The organism is Kocuria sp. HMSC066H03 (genome assembly GCF_001812045.1).
GTDB classification, from domain to species: domain Bacteria; phylum Actinomycetota; class Actinomycetes; order Actinomycetales; family Micrococcaceae; genus Kocuria; species Kocuria rhizophila.
In genome coordinates, this window is the sequence record NZ_KV807504.1 from 16,299 (window position 1) to 31,894 (window position 15,596).

Genomic DNA, 15,596 nt, shown 5'->3' on the forward strand with positions numbered 1-15,596 from the left:
TAAGCTCACGCATCATTGGTCGAACATTGTTCGACCGCAGACCACTCATTCCCCTCGCGGCGCAGGTGCCCCAGCCGCTCCAGCTCGTGCAGCCACCCTTCCATGGGGTCGAAGCCCCACGTCCCGCGGAAGATGTTCGCGTTGCGCGCGATCGCCCTCGCGTGCTGCACCGGGGGTGACTGCGACGGGTGGTGCTGGTGGTAGGCCGCTGCGCCACCCAGCCACCACAGTCCCCCGCCGACTGCGGCGATCCGCTGGCCGAAGTCCGTGTCCTCGCCGCCGTAGCCCACGTAGCGCTCGTCGAATCCCCCGGCGGCGTCCCACGTGGCCACGGTGCAGGCCATGGACAGCGACCACAGCATACGGGGGTCGGCGGCCACGAGCTCCCCGGGCGGGGGCAGCACGCGTGCGGCGTGGTCGCGCCCGAGCCGAGCCGCGACCTCGGGCGTGTGGTCCGCGTCGGTCATCCCCTCCGGCAGGTACTGCACCCGCCCGCTCACCACCGCGTGCTTCCCGCCCAGCTCGCGCAGCGCGCGCGAGTAGTCGCGCACGAGGTCCCGGTGCGGCAGGCAGTCCACGTCCAGCAGCACCACGGAGTCCGCGCCGAGCTGCGCGGCCCGCTGCACACCGGCGTTGCGGGCCGCGGCCAGGGGCAGCTCGTCGCACGGCTCCAGCTCCACGACGTCGCTCGAAAGGTCCGCGCGCAGCCGCACCACCCCGCCGATCTGCGGGTCCCCCATGCTCACCACCACGTGCACCAGCGGGGCCTCGCTCTGCACCGCGAGCCACTCCCGCTGCCGCCGCAGGTGGGTGTGCCGCCCGCTGACGATCGTCACCACGGCCGTGCTCATGGCCTCTCCCCTCGCAGCAGGGCCTCCAGGGCCGCCGCGGCCCGGTGGGCACCGTCGCCGTGGCGCCACACGTCCCACCGCTGCCCACCCAGGGTGAGGGCGCGTTCCAGGAGCACGGGCCAGTCGGCGGGTGACGGCCAGTGCTCGAGGCCCACGCAGATCCCGGCGCGGTCCAGGGCCGCGGCCGTGGCCAGCTGCTCGTCGTGCGGTCTCGGCTGGGCCACCACCACGGCGGGGACACGCGCGGCGGAGAGCTCGGCCACGGCGTTGTTGCCACCGTGCGTCACCACCACGGTGGCCTCGTGGAGCTCACGCCACAGGTCAGGGGAGGGCGCGTCCGGGGTGCGGACGGTCCAGCGCCAGCCGGGCGTCGCGGCGCGGGCCGCGGCGATCTCCTCGTCCCCCACCACGGTCCCGCCACGGCCCCACACGACCAGCACGCTCCCTCGGTGCACGACGCCGCTCGGCGGCGCGGCGGCGTCGGTTCCGGTGGCGGTCGTGGCGGGTTGCAGCGGGTGCCTCCCCGCCCCGGCGGCATCCCGCACGGGAGCGTCGAAGCGGGAGATGGCTCCGGTGAACGTGGTCTTGCGGTTCCACTCCTCGGGCCAGTACGGCTCGGCAGTCTCGGCGGACCACGGCGCGACGAGGGCCGTGGCGGCGTCGTAGGCCGCGCGGTGCGTGCGGTCGGTGCGGTCGCCGCGCATGGCCATGACGACCGTGGGAACGCCCATGAGCCGGGCCAGCAGGGTGACCTCGGCGGAGGTGTCCGTGACCATGAGGTCCACGTCGGCGCGGAGACGGTCGGCCAGCAGCCCCATCCGCTCGCGGTGCCCGGGGTGGCCCAGGGGTGCCCAGTGCAGCACCCCGTTGGCCGTGGGGTCCTCCGGCTGGTCGGTGGTGTCCGGCGGCAGCTGGACCCACTCCCCCGGCCAGTCCTGCGGGCACTCGAGCGTGCTGAAGCCCAGCACGGGAACGCTCAGCTCACGAGCGATCTGGGTGGCCCGGTTGCGGTGCCCCAGGCCGTGGTGGTGCACGTAGTAGCCGATCACGCGCGCACCAGCTCCCGGTAGAGCTGCGCATAGGCGTCCACCGTGGCGTCCAGGGAACAGTTCTGGAGCGCGTAGCGCCGCACGCGCGCCCGGTCCATGCCCACCACGAGCGGCAGCATCGCGGCCGCTGCGGCCACCGTCTCCGCCTCGCTCGCACCGGGCTGGGACGTGAGACCGCCGGGAAAACGCACGATCTCGCTGAGACCACCGCGGGCCACGGCGAGGACGGGGGTGCCGCAGGCCATGGCCTCGGCGGCCACCAGCCCGTAGGGCTCCTCCCACGCCGGGGTCACGAGGCTCGCCGCACTGTGGCCCGCGAGCTCACGAAGCTGGTCCGTGTCCAGGTGCCCGACGTACGTCACGTTCTCGTCCAGCAGGGGCTTCAACCGCGTCTCGAAGTACTGCCGGTCCGCCACGGGACCCGCGATGCGCAGCCGCCACCCCGCCTTGATCGCGATCAGGGCGGCCACGTGGGGGGCCTTCTCGGGCACGATCCGCCCGGACCACACGAGCGCGTCCCCGCCGGGACCCGGGCGCCACTCGTGAGGGTCCACGCCGTTGCGGATCACCCGGGCGGGCGTGACCGTGCTCCACAGCTGCGCCACGGAGTCGCTCACGGCCACCGTGTGGGCGGCCGGCGTCAGGCGCAGCGCGGGTTCGAGCCACGGCGTTGCGGGGGTGTGGAGCGTGGTCAGCAAGGGCTGCGGGATGGCTGCGGACATCACGATGGGCAGGAAGTGCAGGGAGTTGTTGTGCACCACGTCGATGTCCGGCCGGGACGCGAACGCCCGCATGACCTGCAGGTACGAGAACGTCTCCCGCACCTGGGCCTCGGGGGGCATGGAGACGTCGTTGCGGGCCTCGTCACTGAGCACGAGCGGTTCCACGTCCAGCTCCTCGATGCCCAGCTGGGGGTCGGAACCGGGCGCGGCGAAGACCACCACGTCGATGCCCCTCGCGCGCAGCCCGCGGGCCAGGTGCCACGTGAAGGACTCCAGCCCGCCGGAGAACGGCGGGATGATGGGGAAGCGGTCGTGCGCCAGGAGGGCAACCTTCATGCGGGATCCCCTCCCGTCCGGCCGAGCGCGGCCGACGCGCGCCGGTAGACCTCCGTGTGGGAGGCGGCAATCCGGCGTCGTTGCTCCGCGCGCTCCTCGGCGGACGCCTGCCACGGCGGGCTGCCGGGAAGGGAGGCGAGGGCGGCGTCGATCTGACCCTCGTCCGGTCGACCGCTGTGGTCCCAGTCGAAGCCGAGCACCCCGGGATGCTGCTCGTGGTAGAAACCCGTGTGCGGCGCGAGCAACCTGGTGCCGAGGTCGTGGCACAGCTCCAGCCATCCGGAGTGGGAGCCGAAGCGGTAGGCGAGGACCGAGAGGTCCAGACCACGAAGGTGCTCCCACAGCTGCTCGTCCGTGTAGACCCCGTGGACATCCACCCGGGTGTGCGGGGTGGAGCGGGCCGTGTCCAGCAGCTGCGCCACCCGGGGGTCGTGGTGGCGCTCACCGGGTGTGACCACGTCCGTGTGCGCGTCGAGCACCAGCCGGATCCGACCCCGGGCCGCGCGCTCCAGCAGCAGCCGGGCCACAGGAAGAGGGTTCATGTTCGCGCGCATGCTCTTGAAGCTCAGCCCCACGGTGGGGACCGGTCCCACGGGCCCACGGGCCTGCCACCGGTCCAGCGGCAGGACGTGCGGGTGCGGGATGACCGTGGCCTCACGCCCCCAGCGCCGCTCGACGGTCCGTGCGGCGCCGGGAGTCAGCGTGATCAGACCGTCCGCGGCGGGGACCAGGACGTCCAGGGCGGCGTCCTGGGCGGCGGGATCCACCTGGTGCGGGTTGCGGAGGTCGTGGACCGTGTAGACGAACGGCTTGCCGAGCCCGTGGAGGGTGTCAACGATGCGCTGCAGAGTCCCGGGCGGGGTCTGGTCGAAGCCGAAGTGCAGGTGGTATAGGTCGAAGTCCTCGCAGTGGGCACGGATCCAGGACTCGTCGAGCATGACCAGCGGCCACCACGCGGCGCCCGGCACGGCTCGTGCGGGAGCGGGATCCGGCAGGCGGGTCACACCGTGGTCCCCGGCGGGATCGCTGAGGTGCTGCACGTACGCGTGGCCGTGGGGTAGTGACGCGACCCTCACTCGGTGGCACCTCCTGCGGTTCATGGGCCCGGGCCCACGGATGGGCACCGGCGGGACGCCGGGTCGGGAGCGGACGGGACCGGAACAGGCAGAACGCCCGGTGCAGGCTCCCGCGCTGCACTCCGGCGAGGATACACATCTTACTGACGGTTCCGACACGATATATTGTGCTCCGGCTGGGCGCCGCCGCACGCGGCTCCGCCGAGCACCGGGCCCCGGCCCGGGCGCCGCACCGTAGACCCGTGAATCCCGAGGTACCCCCGCATGAGCATCCGCCCGATTGTGATCTCCGGCAACCCCGTGCTGCACCGGCCCGCCGCCCGGGTCACGGAGTTCGACGACGCCCTGCGCACCCTGGTCGCGGACATGCACGAGACGATGGACGCGTCCCACGGCGTGGGTCTTGCCGCCCCGCAGATCGGGGTGGGGCTGCGGATCTTCACCTACCTCTTCGAGAACGAGGACGGGGTGGCCCCGCGCGGGACCCTGGTCAACCCGGTGCTCACCACGGGGAAGATCTCCGAGGTGGCGCCGGACCCGGACGAGGAGGCCGAGGGCTGCCTGTCGGTGCCCGGCCAGGCGTGGCCGCTCAAGCGCGCGGAGTGGGTGCGCATCGCGGGCCAGGACGAGAACGGGGATCCCGTGGCGTTCGAGGCCAACGGCTGGTTCGCCCGGGTGATGCAGCACGAGTACGACCACCTGGACGGCAAGCTCTACGTGGACCGGCTCAACCCCAAGTGGTCGCGCAGGGCCCGCAAGGCCGTGGCCCGCGAGAAGTGGGGCTCGGACTCCACGTGGCTGCCCGGCGTGGACGAGGATCCCTTCGGGCACTGACACCGCGCGCACAGCCGCCCCGCCGACCGTCCCGCACCGGCGCGGCACGGGGGGGTCAGGGTGCCAGCACCACCGTCAGCACCCCCGCCGAGCGGCTCGTCGGGTCCTTCAGCTCCACGTGCCAGCGCTCGGCCAGTGCGTCCCGGACCTGGTGCACCGTGTCCAGCGCACCCCCGGCGCTGCGGACCTCGCACAGGGCCCGCGCCACGAGCCCCCGCGTGTGCTTGGCGTGGTGCGAGACGACCGAGCGGGTGCCGTCCGCCTTCTCCTGCTCCACCCGCACCGTGACGGTGCGGGGGGCCGGGGGCTTCCACGCGGCTGCATAGGCGGCCGAGCGGCAGTCCACCACCACCTGGTCCGCGGCGAGCTCGTCCAGCACCGGTGCGAGGCGCGGCTTCCACCAGCTGCTCAGCTTCCCCGTGTCCGGCAGCGCGGTTCCCATGGACAGCCGGTAGGCCGGAATCCGGTCGGTGGGACGCACCGCACCCCACAGCGCAGAGACCACCAGCAGCGAGGAGTCCGCCACCTCGCGGGCCCCGGGCCAGAGGCTCGCGGCGTCCAGTGCGTCGTAGAGCACCCCGGTGTAGACCTCCAGGGCCGGCGCGGAGGGTTCGGTGCGCAGCTGCCGGTTGCGGGCGACGTCGGCGGCCAGCGACGGGCCGACGCCCAGCACCTGCAGCGCGTCCTCTCCCCCGCTGACCTCGGCGAGGCGCCGCACCAGCCACTCGCGGTGCGGTGTCAGCGCGGGCAGGTGGAGGGCGGCCAGGTCCAGGGGGGCGCCCTCGGCGGGCGCGGTCTTCGACTCGGAGGGCGGCAGCAGAATCAGCACCCCACGAGTGTAGGCAGCAAGTTCAGGCCGCTGGTGCCGCCGGAGACCGGGCAGGACGTCACGGCGACGCGACAACGACGGCGCGCGGCCCGGGCCCGTGACAGGTCACCCGCGCGCCCCGGGAGACGAGGGACGGGTGTCGCTGCAGCGGTCCGTGCGACCGCCTCAGGGCCTTTCAGAGCGGACGCACACTCACCGCGTAGAGGGCCTCGGTGACGATTGCGCCGACCTTCTTGAGAGTTCCCAGTTCGCCGCCCGTCGGGATCCGCAGTCCACCGCCGTAGGTAACGTCCGCCGAGCCACAGGGTCCGCCCCGCTTCCAGCTGGGAGGCCTGCAGATCCTGGGCTGCACGCTCCTGGTTGCGCACGATCTCCTCGACCTGCGGGGGATGCTCCCCGGAGGACGCGGCGCCCAGGGCGGCGGTGTACAGCGGCTTGCCACCGGCCGCGCACCTCGATGGAGGCCTTCAGGGTTTTGTACTTGGCATCGAGCTGATCTGCCGGGCCGTCGTACAAGATCTCGTTCTCCGCGGCGATCCGCACGTGACCCGGTGACATGGTGAGCACCACGGGGTCGGGCGTGCTGGTGTGCATCCAGATGTAGCAGTGCATGCCGCCGGTGATGGGGCTGACAATTACGGGGGTCCTCGGAGAACTGCGGGGATCCGATGACACCATCGTGACTCATGTCGCAGAAGATATCTCGGTGGCGCGCCAGCATGTCGGGCTCGAGACGGTCGCACGCCCCGCACCCTGGCCCCGCGCGGAGCATCCCTAATGATCAAGAACGTGGCTCGGGCGGAGAGTGCCCTACTGCTCCAAGTTTTCGGACTGGATCTCGCCGCTCGTCTTGCACCTGCCCAGGCCTGGGTCGAAGCACTCTGACCCCACCTGGTACTCGAACCCCGGCGCCACATATCCGTCGTAGTCGTAGTACTCGTCGGATGGTCCGACGTATCCGTTCGCATCCGCGTCCGGCTTCTCATACGTGGGGGCACTCGACTCCCCGTTGCCACCGCCGTAGTTCTTCGGGTCCATCGGATCCACTCCGTGGGCCCAGTCACCCAGCTGGTTGGCCGCGCAGTAGTCGATAACTTTCTGTTGCAGCGCATCCGTGTGCGGCATGGAGGAGCTCCACACGTCCGAGACGCACTGCCCGCCGGTCTGGAAGAACTGCTGCACCTCGCCGTCGCCCGCGGCAGCGTCGGCCTGGGCCGGCGCGGTGTCCTCGGTGACAGGTTCCTCTGTCTCCTCGGGCACCGCTGCCGCTGCGGCGGAGGGTGTCGCAGCGCGCGACGCGGAGGGGGTCGCCGTCGCACTGGTGCTGCTCGGGGACGGGCTGGTGACGTCGTTGGACGGCTTCTCGCTCCCACACCCGGCCAGGGCGATTGCGGAAAGCGCTACGGGCAGGACGAGCGTGGTCACGCGACGTGCCATCAAGGGTTCTCCTGGGGGTGCGTAAGGGGGGGTGAGAGTAGTGAGGCGGGCCGTTTACGAGTCCAGTTCAGGGGCAACGACCCTGGACGCGTTCAGGCGCAGAACATCATCACCCCTAGTCAGAGCGCTTTTTCGGGGTGTTGGTGGACAGGTGGGCCTGTGAGCCGGGTTCTGTGCCGCGGCCGGTTGCCCGCACCGCGGTGACGACCATCCATCTAGGCCGTGCGTTGCCGCACGGCTCGAGCAGCCTACCCGGACGCTCGGGCGAGCAGCCCTCGAACGCGCCCTGCATGGCCTTGCTCCGGACGGGGTTTACCGAGCCGCACCGGTCACCCGGCGCGCTGGTGGTCTCTTACACCACCTTTTCACCCTGACCCGCTCGTGGCGGGCGGTCTGTTTTCTGTGGCACTGTCCTGCGGGTTTCCCCGAGTGGGTGTTACCCACCGTCCTGCTCTGCGGAGCCCGGACTTTCCTCGAGACGCCGTCGCGAACGACGACGCCGCGCGGTCGCCCGGCCCACCTGTCCGCCCCGATCCTACCGCGCGTGAAGGCCGCCCCGCCGCTCCCCGACCGGCGGACGCGGCCGGAGCATGCGATCCGCTCACGCCGCCCCGGGGCCCGGGCGTGGGCCGGCCCACGCGTCAGAGCACGAGCATGGCCGAGCACTCGGGGCACTGCGGGATCACGGACTCCGGCGTGGCCTCCAGCGCGGCGGCATCCGCGGGGCTCAAGCGGGTGCCGCACGCACCGCACGTCCCGCGCTCCCAGCGGGCGACGGCGATCCGGCCGCCCCCGCGCGCGGTCCGCAGCGCGTCGTAACGGGCGAGCAGGCCCGCGTCCGTGGCCGCGGCCAGCCGGGAACGCTGCTCCCCCAGCGCGGCGTGCTGCTCCTTCAGGGCGGCGAGCTCCGCGTCCCGCTCCGCCACCGCCGCGCGGGCCTCGGAATCCGCCGCGCGCAGCAGGGGCAGCTTGCGCTCGCGGTCCGCCGCGACCTCTTCCGCGTGGTCCATGGCGGCGAGCTGCGCCTCCTCCGCGGCTGCGCGCTGGGCCGTGAGCGTGTCGATCTGGTGCTGGATGCCCATGAGGTCCTTGGAGGTGCCTCCCGCGCTGAGGCGCTGCGTGTCCCGGTCGATCTTGGCCTGGATCGCAGACACCGCGGCCTCGGCACTCTCCACGGCCTCCTGGGCCCGGCGCTGGGTGGCATCCAGCTCCTGGGCCGCCGCGATGGCCTGCGACCGGCGCCGCATGAGCCCGGCCACGGTCTCCGAGCTCTGCAGGGCCTTGGCCCGGTTCAGCGTGGTCAGGATCTGGGAGTCCAGCGACTGGAGGTCGAGCAGAGCGGGCAGTGCGGAGCGGGACGAGGTCATGGGCTTCTCCTGGGGTCCGGGTGCGGCGGCCGGGACGGTCGTGCCGCGGGGCGGGTGGTGGGCGGGGCGGGTGCTCCGGGCGGTGCCACCGCGCGGTTCACGGGTGGTTGGTGCGCGGCGGGAGCCCGGATGCCTCGGGTGGGCCACCCCGCCCGGGGCGCCTCACTGCGGCGGGGTGGCCACCGTGAGATCCCACGGGTCGGTGCGCAGCGTGCTCACGTGAATCTCCACCGCGAAGCCACGGGCGGTCAGCGCGCGCTGCAGGTCCTCGGCGGCCCATGGGAGCCACAGGGCCTCGCTCGCGGAGTGCGCGGCGTCCACCAGCGCGGGGGTCCCGTGCTCCCCCGGCCCGAGGGCGCGCTCCCTGGCCTCCGACGCCGGGTGGTGGCGCAGGTCCGCGGTCACGTAGACGTCCGCGCCGTGGCTGCGCACGACGTCGAAGAGGGAGTCCCCCGAGCCGCCGCACACCGCCACCGTGCTCACGCGCCGGTCCGGGTCACCCGCCACCCGGAGTCCCTGCACCGTGGGCGGGATGCGCCGCGCCAGCCGTTCGGCGAGCTCTCTCAGGGTCACCGGCACGTCCAGGGTTCCCACACGACCCAGCCCAGTGCGGGGGTCGGAGGAGTGCGGAACGAGCGGTGCGGCGTCGTCGGGCCCGACACCGCACGCCGCGATCAGCGCGTCCGAGACGCCGCGGCGGGCCGAGTCCGCGCTGGTGTGGCAGCACAGCAGGGCGCAGCGGTTCTCCACGAGGTCGTGGACCACGCGGCCCTTGAAACCGTCCGCGGCCACGGAGGTGACTCCGCGCAGCAGCAGGGGGTGGTGGGTGAGCAGCAGGTCAGCTCCCGCGTCCACGGCCTCCCGGACCACGGCGGCCACGGGATCGACGGCCAGGTGGATTCGCCGCACCGGGGCCTCGGGGCGCCCGAGCACCAGACCGGACGCGTCCCAGTCCTCCTGGAGCCGGAAGGGCCACAGTGCGTCCGCCGCGGCGACGACGTCCTGGACCGTGGGGTGCGGATCGGATGGCGGCTGATCGGTGCTCATGGCCCCATCCTAGGAGCGCGGCCTCCGCCACGGGCGGGGAATCTTCTGGCGCGCCACGCGTTGTACTGGGCATGACTTCATCGACGCCGCAGACGTTCGTGCTGGCCGGTGGCTGCTTCTGGTGCCTGGACGCCGTGTACCGCAGGGTGCGCGGAGTGCAGAGCGTGCGCAGCGTGTACACGGGTGGGCACACCCCGCGCCCGGACTACGAATCGGTGTGCTCCGGAACCACCGGCCACGCCGAGGCCGTGGAGGTCGTGTTCGACCCGGACGTGGTGCCCGCGGACGTGATCCTGGACCTGTTCTTCACGGGTCACGACCCCACCACCCTGAACCGCCAGGGCTACGACGTGGGCACGCAGTACCGCTCAGCCGTGTTCCCGGCGGACGAGGAGCAGCGCCGCCTCTTCGAGGCCGCCATCGTGCGCGCCCAGGAGCTGTTCGACGACCCCGTGGTCACCACGGTGGAGCCACTGGGCCCGCTGCACGAGGCCGAGGACTTCCACCAGGACTTCTACGGCAACCAGCCGTTCAACGGCTACTGCCAGGTGATCATCAACCCCAAGCTCGCGAAGGTCCGCCAACATTACGCCGCGTGGCTCACGGACTGAGGAACCGCCGGAAACCGGGGCTACGCTGACACGGAATCCGCGCCCTCACCCGGCACCGTCATGCCGCGCGTACGGCACCGCAGAACCGCGACACCACAGAACAAGGAGACAAGTGATGGGCAAGATCTACAACGACGTCACGGAGATCGTGGGGGGCACCCCCCTGGTGCGCCTCAACCAGCTGGACAAGGACCTCCCCGGCAACGTGGCGGTCAAGCTCGAGTTCTACAACCCCGCCAACTCCGTGAAGGACCGGATCGGCAAGGCCATCGTGGACGCCGCCGAGGCGTCCGGGCAGCTCAAGCCCGGCGGGACCATCGTGGAGGGCACCTCCGGCAACACGGGCATCGCCCTGGCCATGGTGGGTGCCGCCCGCGGCTACAAGGTCATCCTCACCATGCCCGAGACCATGTCCACCGAGCGTCGGGTCATGCTGCGCGCCTACGGCGCGGAGATCGTGCTCACCCCGGGCGCGGACGGCATGCGCGGCGCCGTGGACAAGGCCCAGGAGATCGTGGACACCACCGAGAACGCCGTCCTGGCCAGCCAGTTCGCGAATCCCGCCAACCCGAAGGTCCACTACGAGACCACAGGACCCGAGATCTGGAACGACACCGACGGCGCCGTGGACGTCTTCGTCGCCGGCATCGGCACGGGCGGCACCATCTCCGGTGCCGGCAAGTACCTCAAGGAGCAGAAGCCGGAGGTCCGGCTCGTCGCCGTGGAGCCCTCCGACTCCCCGCTGCTCACCGAGGGCAAGGCCGGCCCCCACAAGATCCAGGGGCTGGGCGCCAACTTCGTGCCGGACGTGCTGGACCGCGAGATCTACGACGACGTCTACGACGTCACCGTGGAGGACTCGGTCCAGTACGCCCGTGAGCTCGGCAGCAAGGAGGGCATCCTGGGCGGGATCTCCACCGGCGCGATCATCTGGGCCGCGCTGCAGGAGGCCGCCAAAGAAGAGAACCGGGACAAGCTGATCGTGGCCGTGGTGTGCGACTACGGCGAGCGCTACGTCTCCACCATCCTGTACGAGGACATCCGGGGCTGAGTCCCGGTCAGACCGCCCGGGGCGCGGGACACCCGTCCCGAGCATCCACTGCACATCGGCGGGCACCGGTTCACCGGTGCCCGCCCCGTTCCACACCAGGGGGTAGCACGCGTGGGTTTCTGGCGCAGACTGCACGAGGACCTCGAGACCGCCCGCACGCACGATCCGGCGGCCCGCTCCAGCGTGGAGATCGTCCTGAACTACTCGGGGCTCCACGCCATCTGGGCGCACCGGCTCTCCCACCGGCTGTGGCAGAACCCCGGCCGTCGGCTGCTGGCGCGCACCGTGTCCCAGCTGGCGCGCTTCGCCACGGGTGTGGAGATCCACCCCGGCGCCACGATCGGTCGGCGCTTCTTCATCGACCACGGCATGGGCGTGGTGATCGGCGAGACCGCTGAGATCGGTGACGACGTGATGCTCTACCACGGTGTGACCCTGGGCGGGCGGTCCATGGCGCCCGTGAAACGCCACCCCACGGTGGAGGACCGGGTCACCATCGGTGCGGGTGCCAAGGTGCTGGGGCCCATCACTGTGGGGCGCGACTCTGCCGTGGGCGCCAACGCCGTGGTGGTCAAGGACGTCCCCGCGGAATCGATCGTCACGGGCATCCCCGGCAAGGTCCGCCCCCGCACGCCCGAAAAGAAGGCCCCGCTCGTGGACCCCGCCGCGTACGTGGATCCCGCCATGTGGATCTGACGCGGCGCTACCGCACCTGGCTCCAGGAATGCGCAACGGGCCGGGTTCCCCTCGGGGAACCCGGCCCGTTGTCATGCGCTGCGTCCCACGACGACGCCGCGCGACCGCCTCAGGAGACGACCTCGGAGCGGTCCCCGCTCCACAGCACGTGGAAGCTGGAGTCCGGGTCGTCAACGCGCTTGTACGTGTGCGCCCCGAAGTAGTCGCGCAGCCCCTGGGTCAGTGCCGCGTTCAGGCGCGGGCGGCGCAGGGCGTCGTAGTACGCGAGCGCGGACGAGAACACCGGTGCGGGAATGCCGCGCTCGACGGCGCGTGCCACCACGCGGCGCCAGGCCGGCAGCGCGTCCTCGATGGACTTCACGAACTCCGGCGCGAACAGCAGGTTCAGCGGAGCCTTGTCCCCCTCGTAGGCGGCCATGATCACGTTCAGCAGCTCGGCGCGGATGATGCAGCCGTTGCGCCACAGGCTCGCGATCGAGGCGAGGTCCAGGTTCCACCCGTACTCGCGTCCGGCCATGGTGAGCATGTCCAGGCCCTGGGCGTAGGAGACCAGCTTGGACGCGTAGAGCGCCTTGCGGACGTCGTCCACGAACTCCGGGTCCTTCACCACGTCCTCGGTGGTGTCCCCGATGCCCGCGGGCAGCACCTCCTGGGCCTCCTTGCGCATGGCGGGTTCCGAGGAGGACAGCGCGCGGGCGAACACGGACTCGGCGATCGCGGTGACCGGGGAGCCGAGCTCCAGGGCCTCCTGCACGGTCCAGCGCCCGGTGCCCTTCTGGCCCGCGGCGTCCGCGACGATGTCGATGAACGGCTTGCCGGTCTTCGGGTCCACCTGGCGCAGCACCTGCGACGTGATCTCGATCAGGTAGGAGGACAGTTCGGTGGTGTTCCACTCGTCGAACACGTCCGCCTGCTCGGCGGGCTCGAGCCCGGCCACCGAGCGCAGCAGCTCGTGGGCCTCGCCGATCACCTGCATGTCCGCGTACTCGATGCCGTTGTGCACCATCTTGACGAAGTGCCCGGCGCCGTCCGTGCTGATCCACGCGCAGCAGGGAGCACCGTCGTCCGCCTTGGCGGAGATGTCCTCGAGCATGGGCCCCAGCGTGCTGTACGACTCCTCGGAGCCACCCGGCATGATGGAGGGGCCGTTGAGCGCGCCCTCCTCGCCACCGGAGACGCCGACGCCCACGAAGTGCAGCCCGTTCTGCGCGCACTCGCGCTCACGGCGGCGGGTGTCCTGGAAGTAGGAGTTGCCGCCGTCGATGATGATGTCGCCCTCGTCCAGCAGCGGGGTGAGCTGCTCGATCACGGAGTCCACGGGCGCACCCGCCTTGACCATGACCAGCACGCGGCGCGGGCGCTCGAGGGAGTCCACAAGCTCCCGCATGGTCTCCGTGCGGATGAAGTCACCCTCGGAGCCGTGCTCCTGGATCAGCGCATCCGTCTTGGCGGACGAGCGGTTGTGCAGCGCCACCGTGTATCCGTGGTGCGCGAAGTTGCGGGCAAGGTTGGCGCCCATCACGGCAAGGCCGGTGACACCGATATCAGCTTTCTTTTCTGCAGCCATGGCTCCTAGCCTACGCACCCGGACCGACAGCGCGCAGACCCGTGCGTGGCGCGGGTGGATGGGCAGACGATGCGAAAAACCCCGAAGCCGTGTGGCTCCGGGGTTTCCCTCGCAGTGGAGACCGACGGAATCGAACCGCCGTATCTGTCACGCCCGAAGGCGATCAAGCGCACCAGCGTCCCCTGGTGAACAGCTGCGGTTTCCCGCGAGCTGCCCCATCATCTTAACGCCAGGTGACGCGCTCGTGTCAAACCGGACAGCTCCGTATGAGCGGCACGTGTGCAAGCTCACCCCACCCGTCCTGGGCGGGAACCCGACCGAACGGTAGGCTGACTCCCAATCGGGTGCTGGCAGCTGCTCCAGTCGTGCCCACCCGATCCCGGGCCTTTAGCTCAGCTGGTAGAGCGCTACGTTTACACCGTAGATGTCGTCGGTTCGATCCCGGCAGGGCCCACCAGCGCACGCCCCGCCCGTCCTCGCACGGGCGGGGCGTCTGCATCTCCGGATCCCCGACCCGTGGTGGACGGGACTCCGCAGCCGTGGCTCTGTCCACAGACGGGCCCGTACCCCTTCCCGGTGGTTTCCCCCGTGTCTAGCGTGGGCGCGTGGACAATCTCACGGGGATCATGGACGGGCAGAGCGGCTCGGAACCGGCACGGTGCTGCCCGGGCATGGGCTGCGGGCCGGCGCGAGGACGCAGGGCCGCCGCGAGCACGCCACGGGTGACCGCGCCACAGGCCGGGTGCCCGTGCGGCGTCGCCTCTCGTCCCTGTGCGGGAGCGGTCTCGTGAGCGGCCCGTCGCGCGCCCGGGTGGCCCCCTACCGACCGGGGCGCCCCTCGAGGAGGCGCACCCGTCCGGCGTCCGTCCTGCAGCGGCTCGTGGCGTGGCTCGTGTGGCCCGTGGCCCTGGGGCTCCCACCACTGCTCTTCATCCTGCGGGTGGGCTTCGAGCTCGAGGGGCTCCACGCGGTCATCCACCTCTTCGTCGGCCTGCCCATCGCGTGGATCGCGGGCGCGGTGCTGGCCGTCCCCGTGACGGCGCGCGCCTGTTTGGTGAAGCCCTACGCCGCTGGGGCGTGGAGCACGGGCTTCCTGCTGTTCCACTGGCTGATGCAGATCCTCCTCGGACTGGCACTGGGGGATGTTGTAGACCCCCGCGGAACCACGGTTCCCGGTCCTCTGGAACGGTGGGGACTCACGCAGCGCACGGCGGACGAGGTCTCCATGGTCGCCTTCCACGGTGCCTGGATCGGGGCACTGACCGCGCTGATCGCGGCGATGGTCGAATTGGGCACGGTCCCCCGGCGGCGTCCGCAACATCCACCCGCCCCGCCTGCCGGCTGACGCCGCCCGTGCCGGCGCGCGCGACCGGTGCGGGGCCGCGGTCGATCCGGTGACGCCCCGGGTCAGTCGGCGGGTGGACGCCACATCCCGATGGCGGGCACCGTTCCGCGGCAGGCAATGGGACCGCGCGAGCGGAAGCCGAATCGTTCGTAGTACGGAACCAGGCCGGTGGTGGAAGCCTCCAGATAGGCTCCGACGTGCTGCCGGTCGATCTCCACCAGGCGGTCCTCGAGCAGGCAAGATCCCACCCCGGTGCCCTGGGCGGGTGGCACCGTGGCCAGCGCCTTGAGGTACCAGTGGGGGGACGTCGGCTGCGCGCGCTGCGTGAGGTACTCGGTCGCGAGTGCGTTCGGGAAACGGGTGCGGAAGATCCGGGCGTAGGTCGCCACACCGGGGAGCATCCGGGACAAGGAGACCCGAGTGCCCGGGGCGGCCCACAGCGCCGCACCCAGCGGCCGGTCCTCCCCCGGCGGCACCGCCAGGTAGACGTGACCGCCCGCCGCGAACGTCTCCCGCACGACGCGTCGCCACAGCAGGGTGAGGGCCTCGAGCACATCGCCGTGGGGCAGCAGACCGACCACGTGGGGATCGGTGGCGAACGCCTCGGCGAGCACCGCGGCGGCAGGCTCGGTGTCTGCGCGGGAGGCGGGGAAGATCTCGAGCTGCGGTGCGGGATGGACGGAGCGATGCTGGTTCTGCGTCACACGTTCAGGCTAACAGTTGATGCATCACGGACAGCACCCTCCGCGCCTCCGTCCCCGGTCTGACCTGCGGCGGA

Annotated in this window: 15 protein-coding genes, 1 tRNA gene and 1 other RNA gene; 6 read left to right on the forward strand and 11 right to left on the reverse strand. The window is 71.6% G+C overall.

What is annotated here, in order from left to right; genetic code table 11:
- Positions 1-5: 5 nt before the first annotated feature.
- The 4 genes from HMPREF2833_RS01685 to HMPREF2833_RS01700 are packed head-to-tail and all read right to left on the reverse strand — an operon-like array spanning position 6 to position 4,034.
- Positions 6-851, reverse strand: a complete 846-nt coding sequence (locus HMPREF2833_RS01685; RefSeq protein ID WP_070636470.1) for a glycosyltransferase family 2 protein — start codon at positions 849-851, stop codon at positions 6-8.
- Positions 848-1,900, reverse strand: coding sequence for a glycosyltransferase (locus HMPREF2833_RS01690; protein WP_070636472.1), 1,053 nt, complete (start codon positions 1,898-1,900; stop codon positions 848-850). The genes HMPREF2833_RS01685 and HMPREF2833_RS01690 overlap by 4 nt, the downstream gene beginning before the upstream one ends.
- Positions 1,897-2,958: a glycosyltransferase gene (locus HMPREF2833_RS01695; protein ID WP_070636474.1), complete on the reverse strand. Its 1,062-nt coding sequence runs from the start codon at positions 2,956-2,958 to the stop codon at positions 1,897-1,899. Before HMPREF2833_RS01695 ends, HMPREF2833_RS01690 begins: the two co-directional genes overlap by 4 nt.
- Positions 2,955-4,034: a glycosyltransferase gene (locus tag HMPREF2833_RS01700; protein WP_083310893.1), complete on the reverse strand. Its 1,080-nt coding sequence runs from the start codon at positions 4,032-4,034 to the stop codon at positions 2,955-2,957. The genes HMPREF2833_RS01695 and HMPREF2833_RS01700 overlap by 4 nt, the downstream gene beginning before the upstream one ends.
- Before the next feature lie 264 nt (positions 4,035-4,298).
- On the opposite strand from HMPREF2833_RS01700, the gene def reads away from it, so the two are divergent.
- Complete coding sequence (gene def, locus HMPREF2833_RS01705) at positions 4,299-4,868, forward strand: peptide deformylase (RefSeq protein ID WP_019310715.1); 570 nt, start codon at positions 4,299-4,301, stop codon at positions 4,866-4,868.
- A 55-nt stretch (positions 4,869-4,923) separates the two neighbouring features.
- Here def and HMPREF2833_RS01710 read toward each other — a convergent pair whose 3' ends face one another.
- From HMPREF2833_RS01710 to HMPREF2833_RS01730, 5 genes are all read right to left on the reverse strand, one after another.
- Complete coding sequence (locus HMPREF2833_RS01710; protein WP_070636478.1) at positions 4,924-5,697, reverse strand: YaaA family protein; 774 nt, start codon at positions 5,695-5,697, stop codon at positions 4,924-4,926.
- A gap of 810 nt (positions 5,698-6,507) precedes the next feature.
- Positions 6,508-7,134, reverse strand: coding sequence for a hypothetical protein (locus tag HMPREF2833_RS01715; protein ID WP_070636480.1), 627 nt, complete (start codon positions 7,132-7,134; stop codon positions 6,508-6,510).
- Positions 7,135-7,278: 144 nt separating this feature from the next.
- An RNA gene (rnpB, locus tag HMPREF2833_RS01720) (RNase P RNA component class A) lies at positions 7,279-7,657 on the reverse strand.
- A gap of 118 nt (positions 7,658-7,775) precedes the next feature.
- Positions 7,776-8,501 carry a zinc ribbon domain-containing protein gene (locus HMPREF2833_RS01725; protein WP_070636482.1) on the reverse strand — a complete coding sequence of 242 codons (726 nt, stop codon included), beginning with the start codon at positions 8,499-8,501 and terminating at the stop codon, positions 7,776-7,778.
- A gap of 162 nt (positions 8,502-8,663) precedes the next feature.
- Positions 8,664-9,548, reverse strand: coding sequence for a Nif3-like dinuclear metal center hexameric protein (locus HMPREF2833_RS01730; RefSeq protein WP_070636484.1), 885 nt, complete (start codon positions 9,546-9,548; stop codon positions 8,664-8,666).
- A 71-nt stretch (positions 9,549-9,619) separates the two neighbouring features.
- On the opposite strand from HMPREF2833_RS01730, the gene msrA reads away from it, so the two are divergent.
- The 3 genes from msrA to epsC all read left to right on the forward strand — a co-directional run bounded on the left by msrA (position 9,620) and on the right by epsC (position 11,906).
- Positions 9,620-10,159 carry a peptide-methionine (S)-S-oxide reductase MsrA gene (gene msrA / locus HMPREF2833_RS01735; RefSeq protein ID WP_070636486.1) on the forward strand — a complete coding sequence of 180 codons (540 nt, stop codon included), beginning with the start codon at positions 9,620-9,622 and terminating at the stop codon, positions 10,157-10,159.
- A gap of 115 nt (positions 10,160-10,274) precedes the next feature.
- On the forward strand, positions 10,275-11,210 hold the full coding sequence (cysK, locus tag HMPREF2833_RS01740; protein ID WP_039100823.1) for a cysteine synthase A: 936 nt from the start codon (positions 10,275-10,277) through the stop codon (positions 11,208-11,210).
- Between the two features lie 111 nt (positions 11,211-11,321).
- On the forward strand, positions 11,322-11,906 hold the full coding sequence (epsC, locus tag HMPREF2833_RS01745; RefSeq protein WP_070636488.1) for a serine O-acetyltransferase EpsC: 585 nt from the start codon (positions 11,322-11,324) through the stop codon (positions 11,904-11,906).
- A gap of 109 nt (positions 11,907-12,015) precedes the next feature.
- Here the strand turns inward: epsC and gndA are convergent, their stop codons facing one another.
- Positions 12,016-13,473 (reverse strand): NADP-dependent phosphogluconate dehydrogenase, encoded by a 1,458-nt coding sequence (gndA, locus tag HMPREF2833_RS01750; protein WP_070636490.1) that lies wholly within the window; start codon positions 13,471-13,473, stop codon positions 12,016-12,018.
- Between the two features lie 381 nt (positions 13,474-13,854).
- Between gndA and HMPREF2833_RS01755 the strand changes: the two genes are divergently transcribed.
- Together HMPREF2833_RS01755 and HMPREF2833_RS01760 are read left to right on the forward strand one after the other, a co-directional pair.
- Positions 13,855-13,930 (forward strand) — tRNA-Val (locus tag HMPREF2833_RS01755).
- 330 nt (positions 13,931-14,260) lie between these two features.
- Positions 14,261-14,818, forward strand: coding sequence for a hypothetical protein (locus HMPREF2833_RS01760; RefSeq protein ID WP_223246189.1), 558 nt, complete (start codon positions 14,261-14,263; stop codon positions 14,816-14,818).
- Positions 14,819-14,880: 62 nt separating this feature from the next.
- Here the strand turns inward: HMPREF2833_RS01760 and HMPREF2833_RS01765 are convergent, their stop codons facing one another.
- Positions 14,881-15,522 (reverse strand): GNAT family N-acetyltransferase, encoded by a 642-nt coding sequence (locus tag HMPREF2833_RS01765; RefSeq protein WP_070636494.1) that lies wholly within the window; start codon positions 15,520-15,522, stop codon positions 14,881-14,883.
- Positions 15,523-15,596 lie beyond the last annotated feature (74 nt).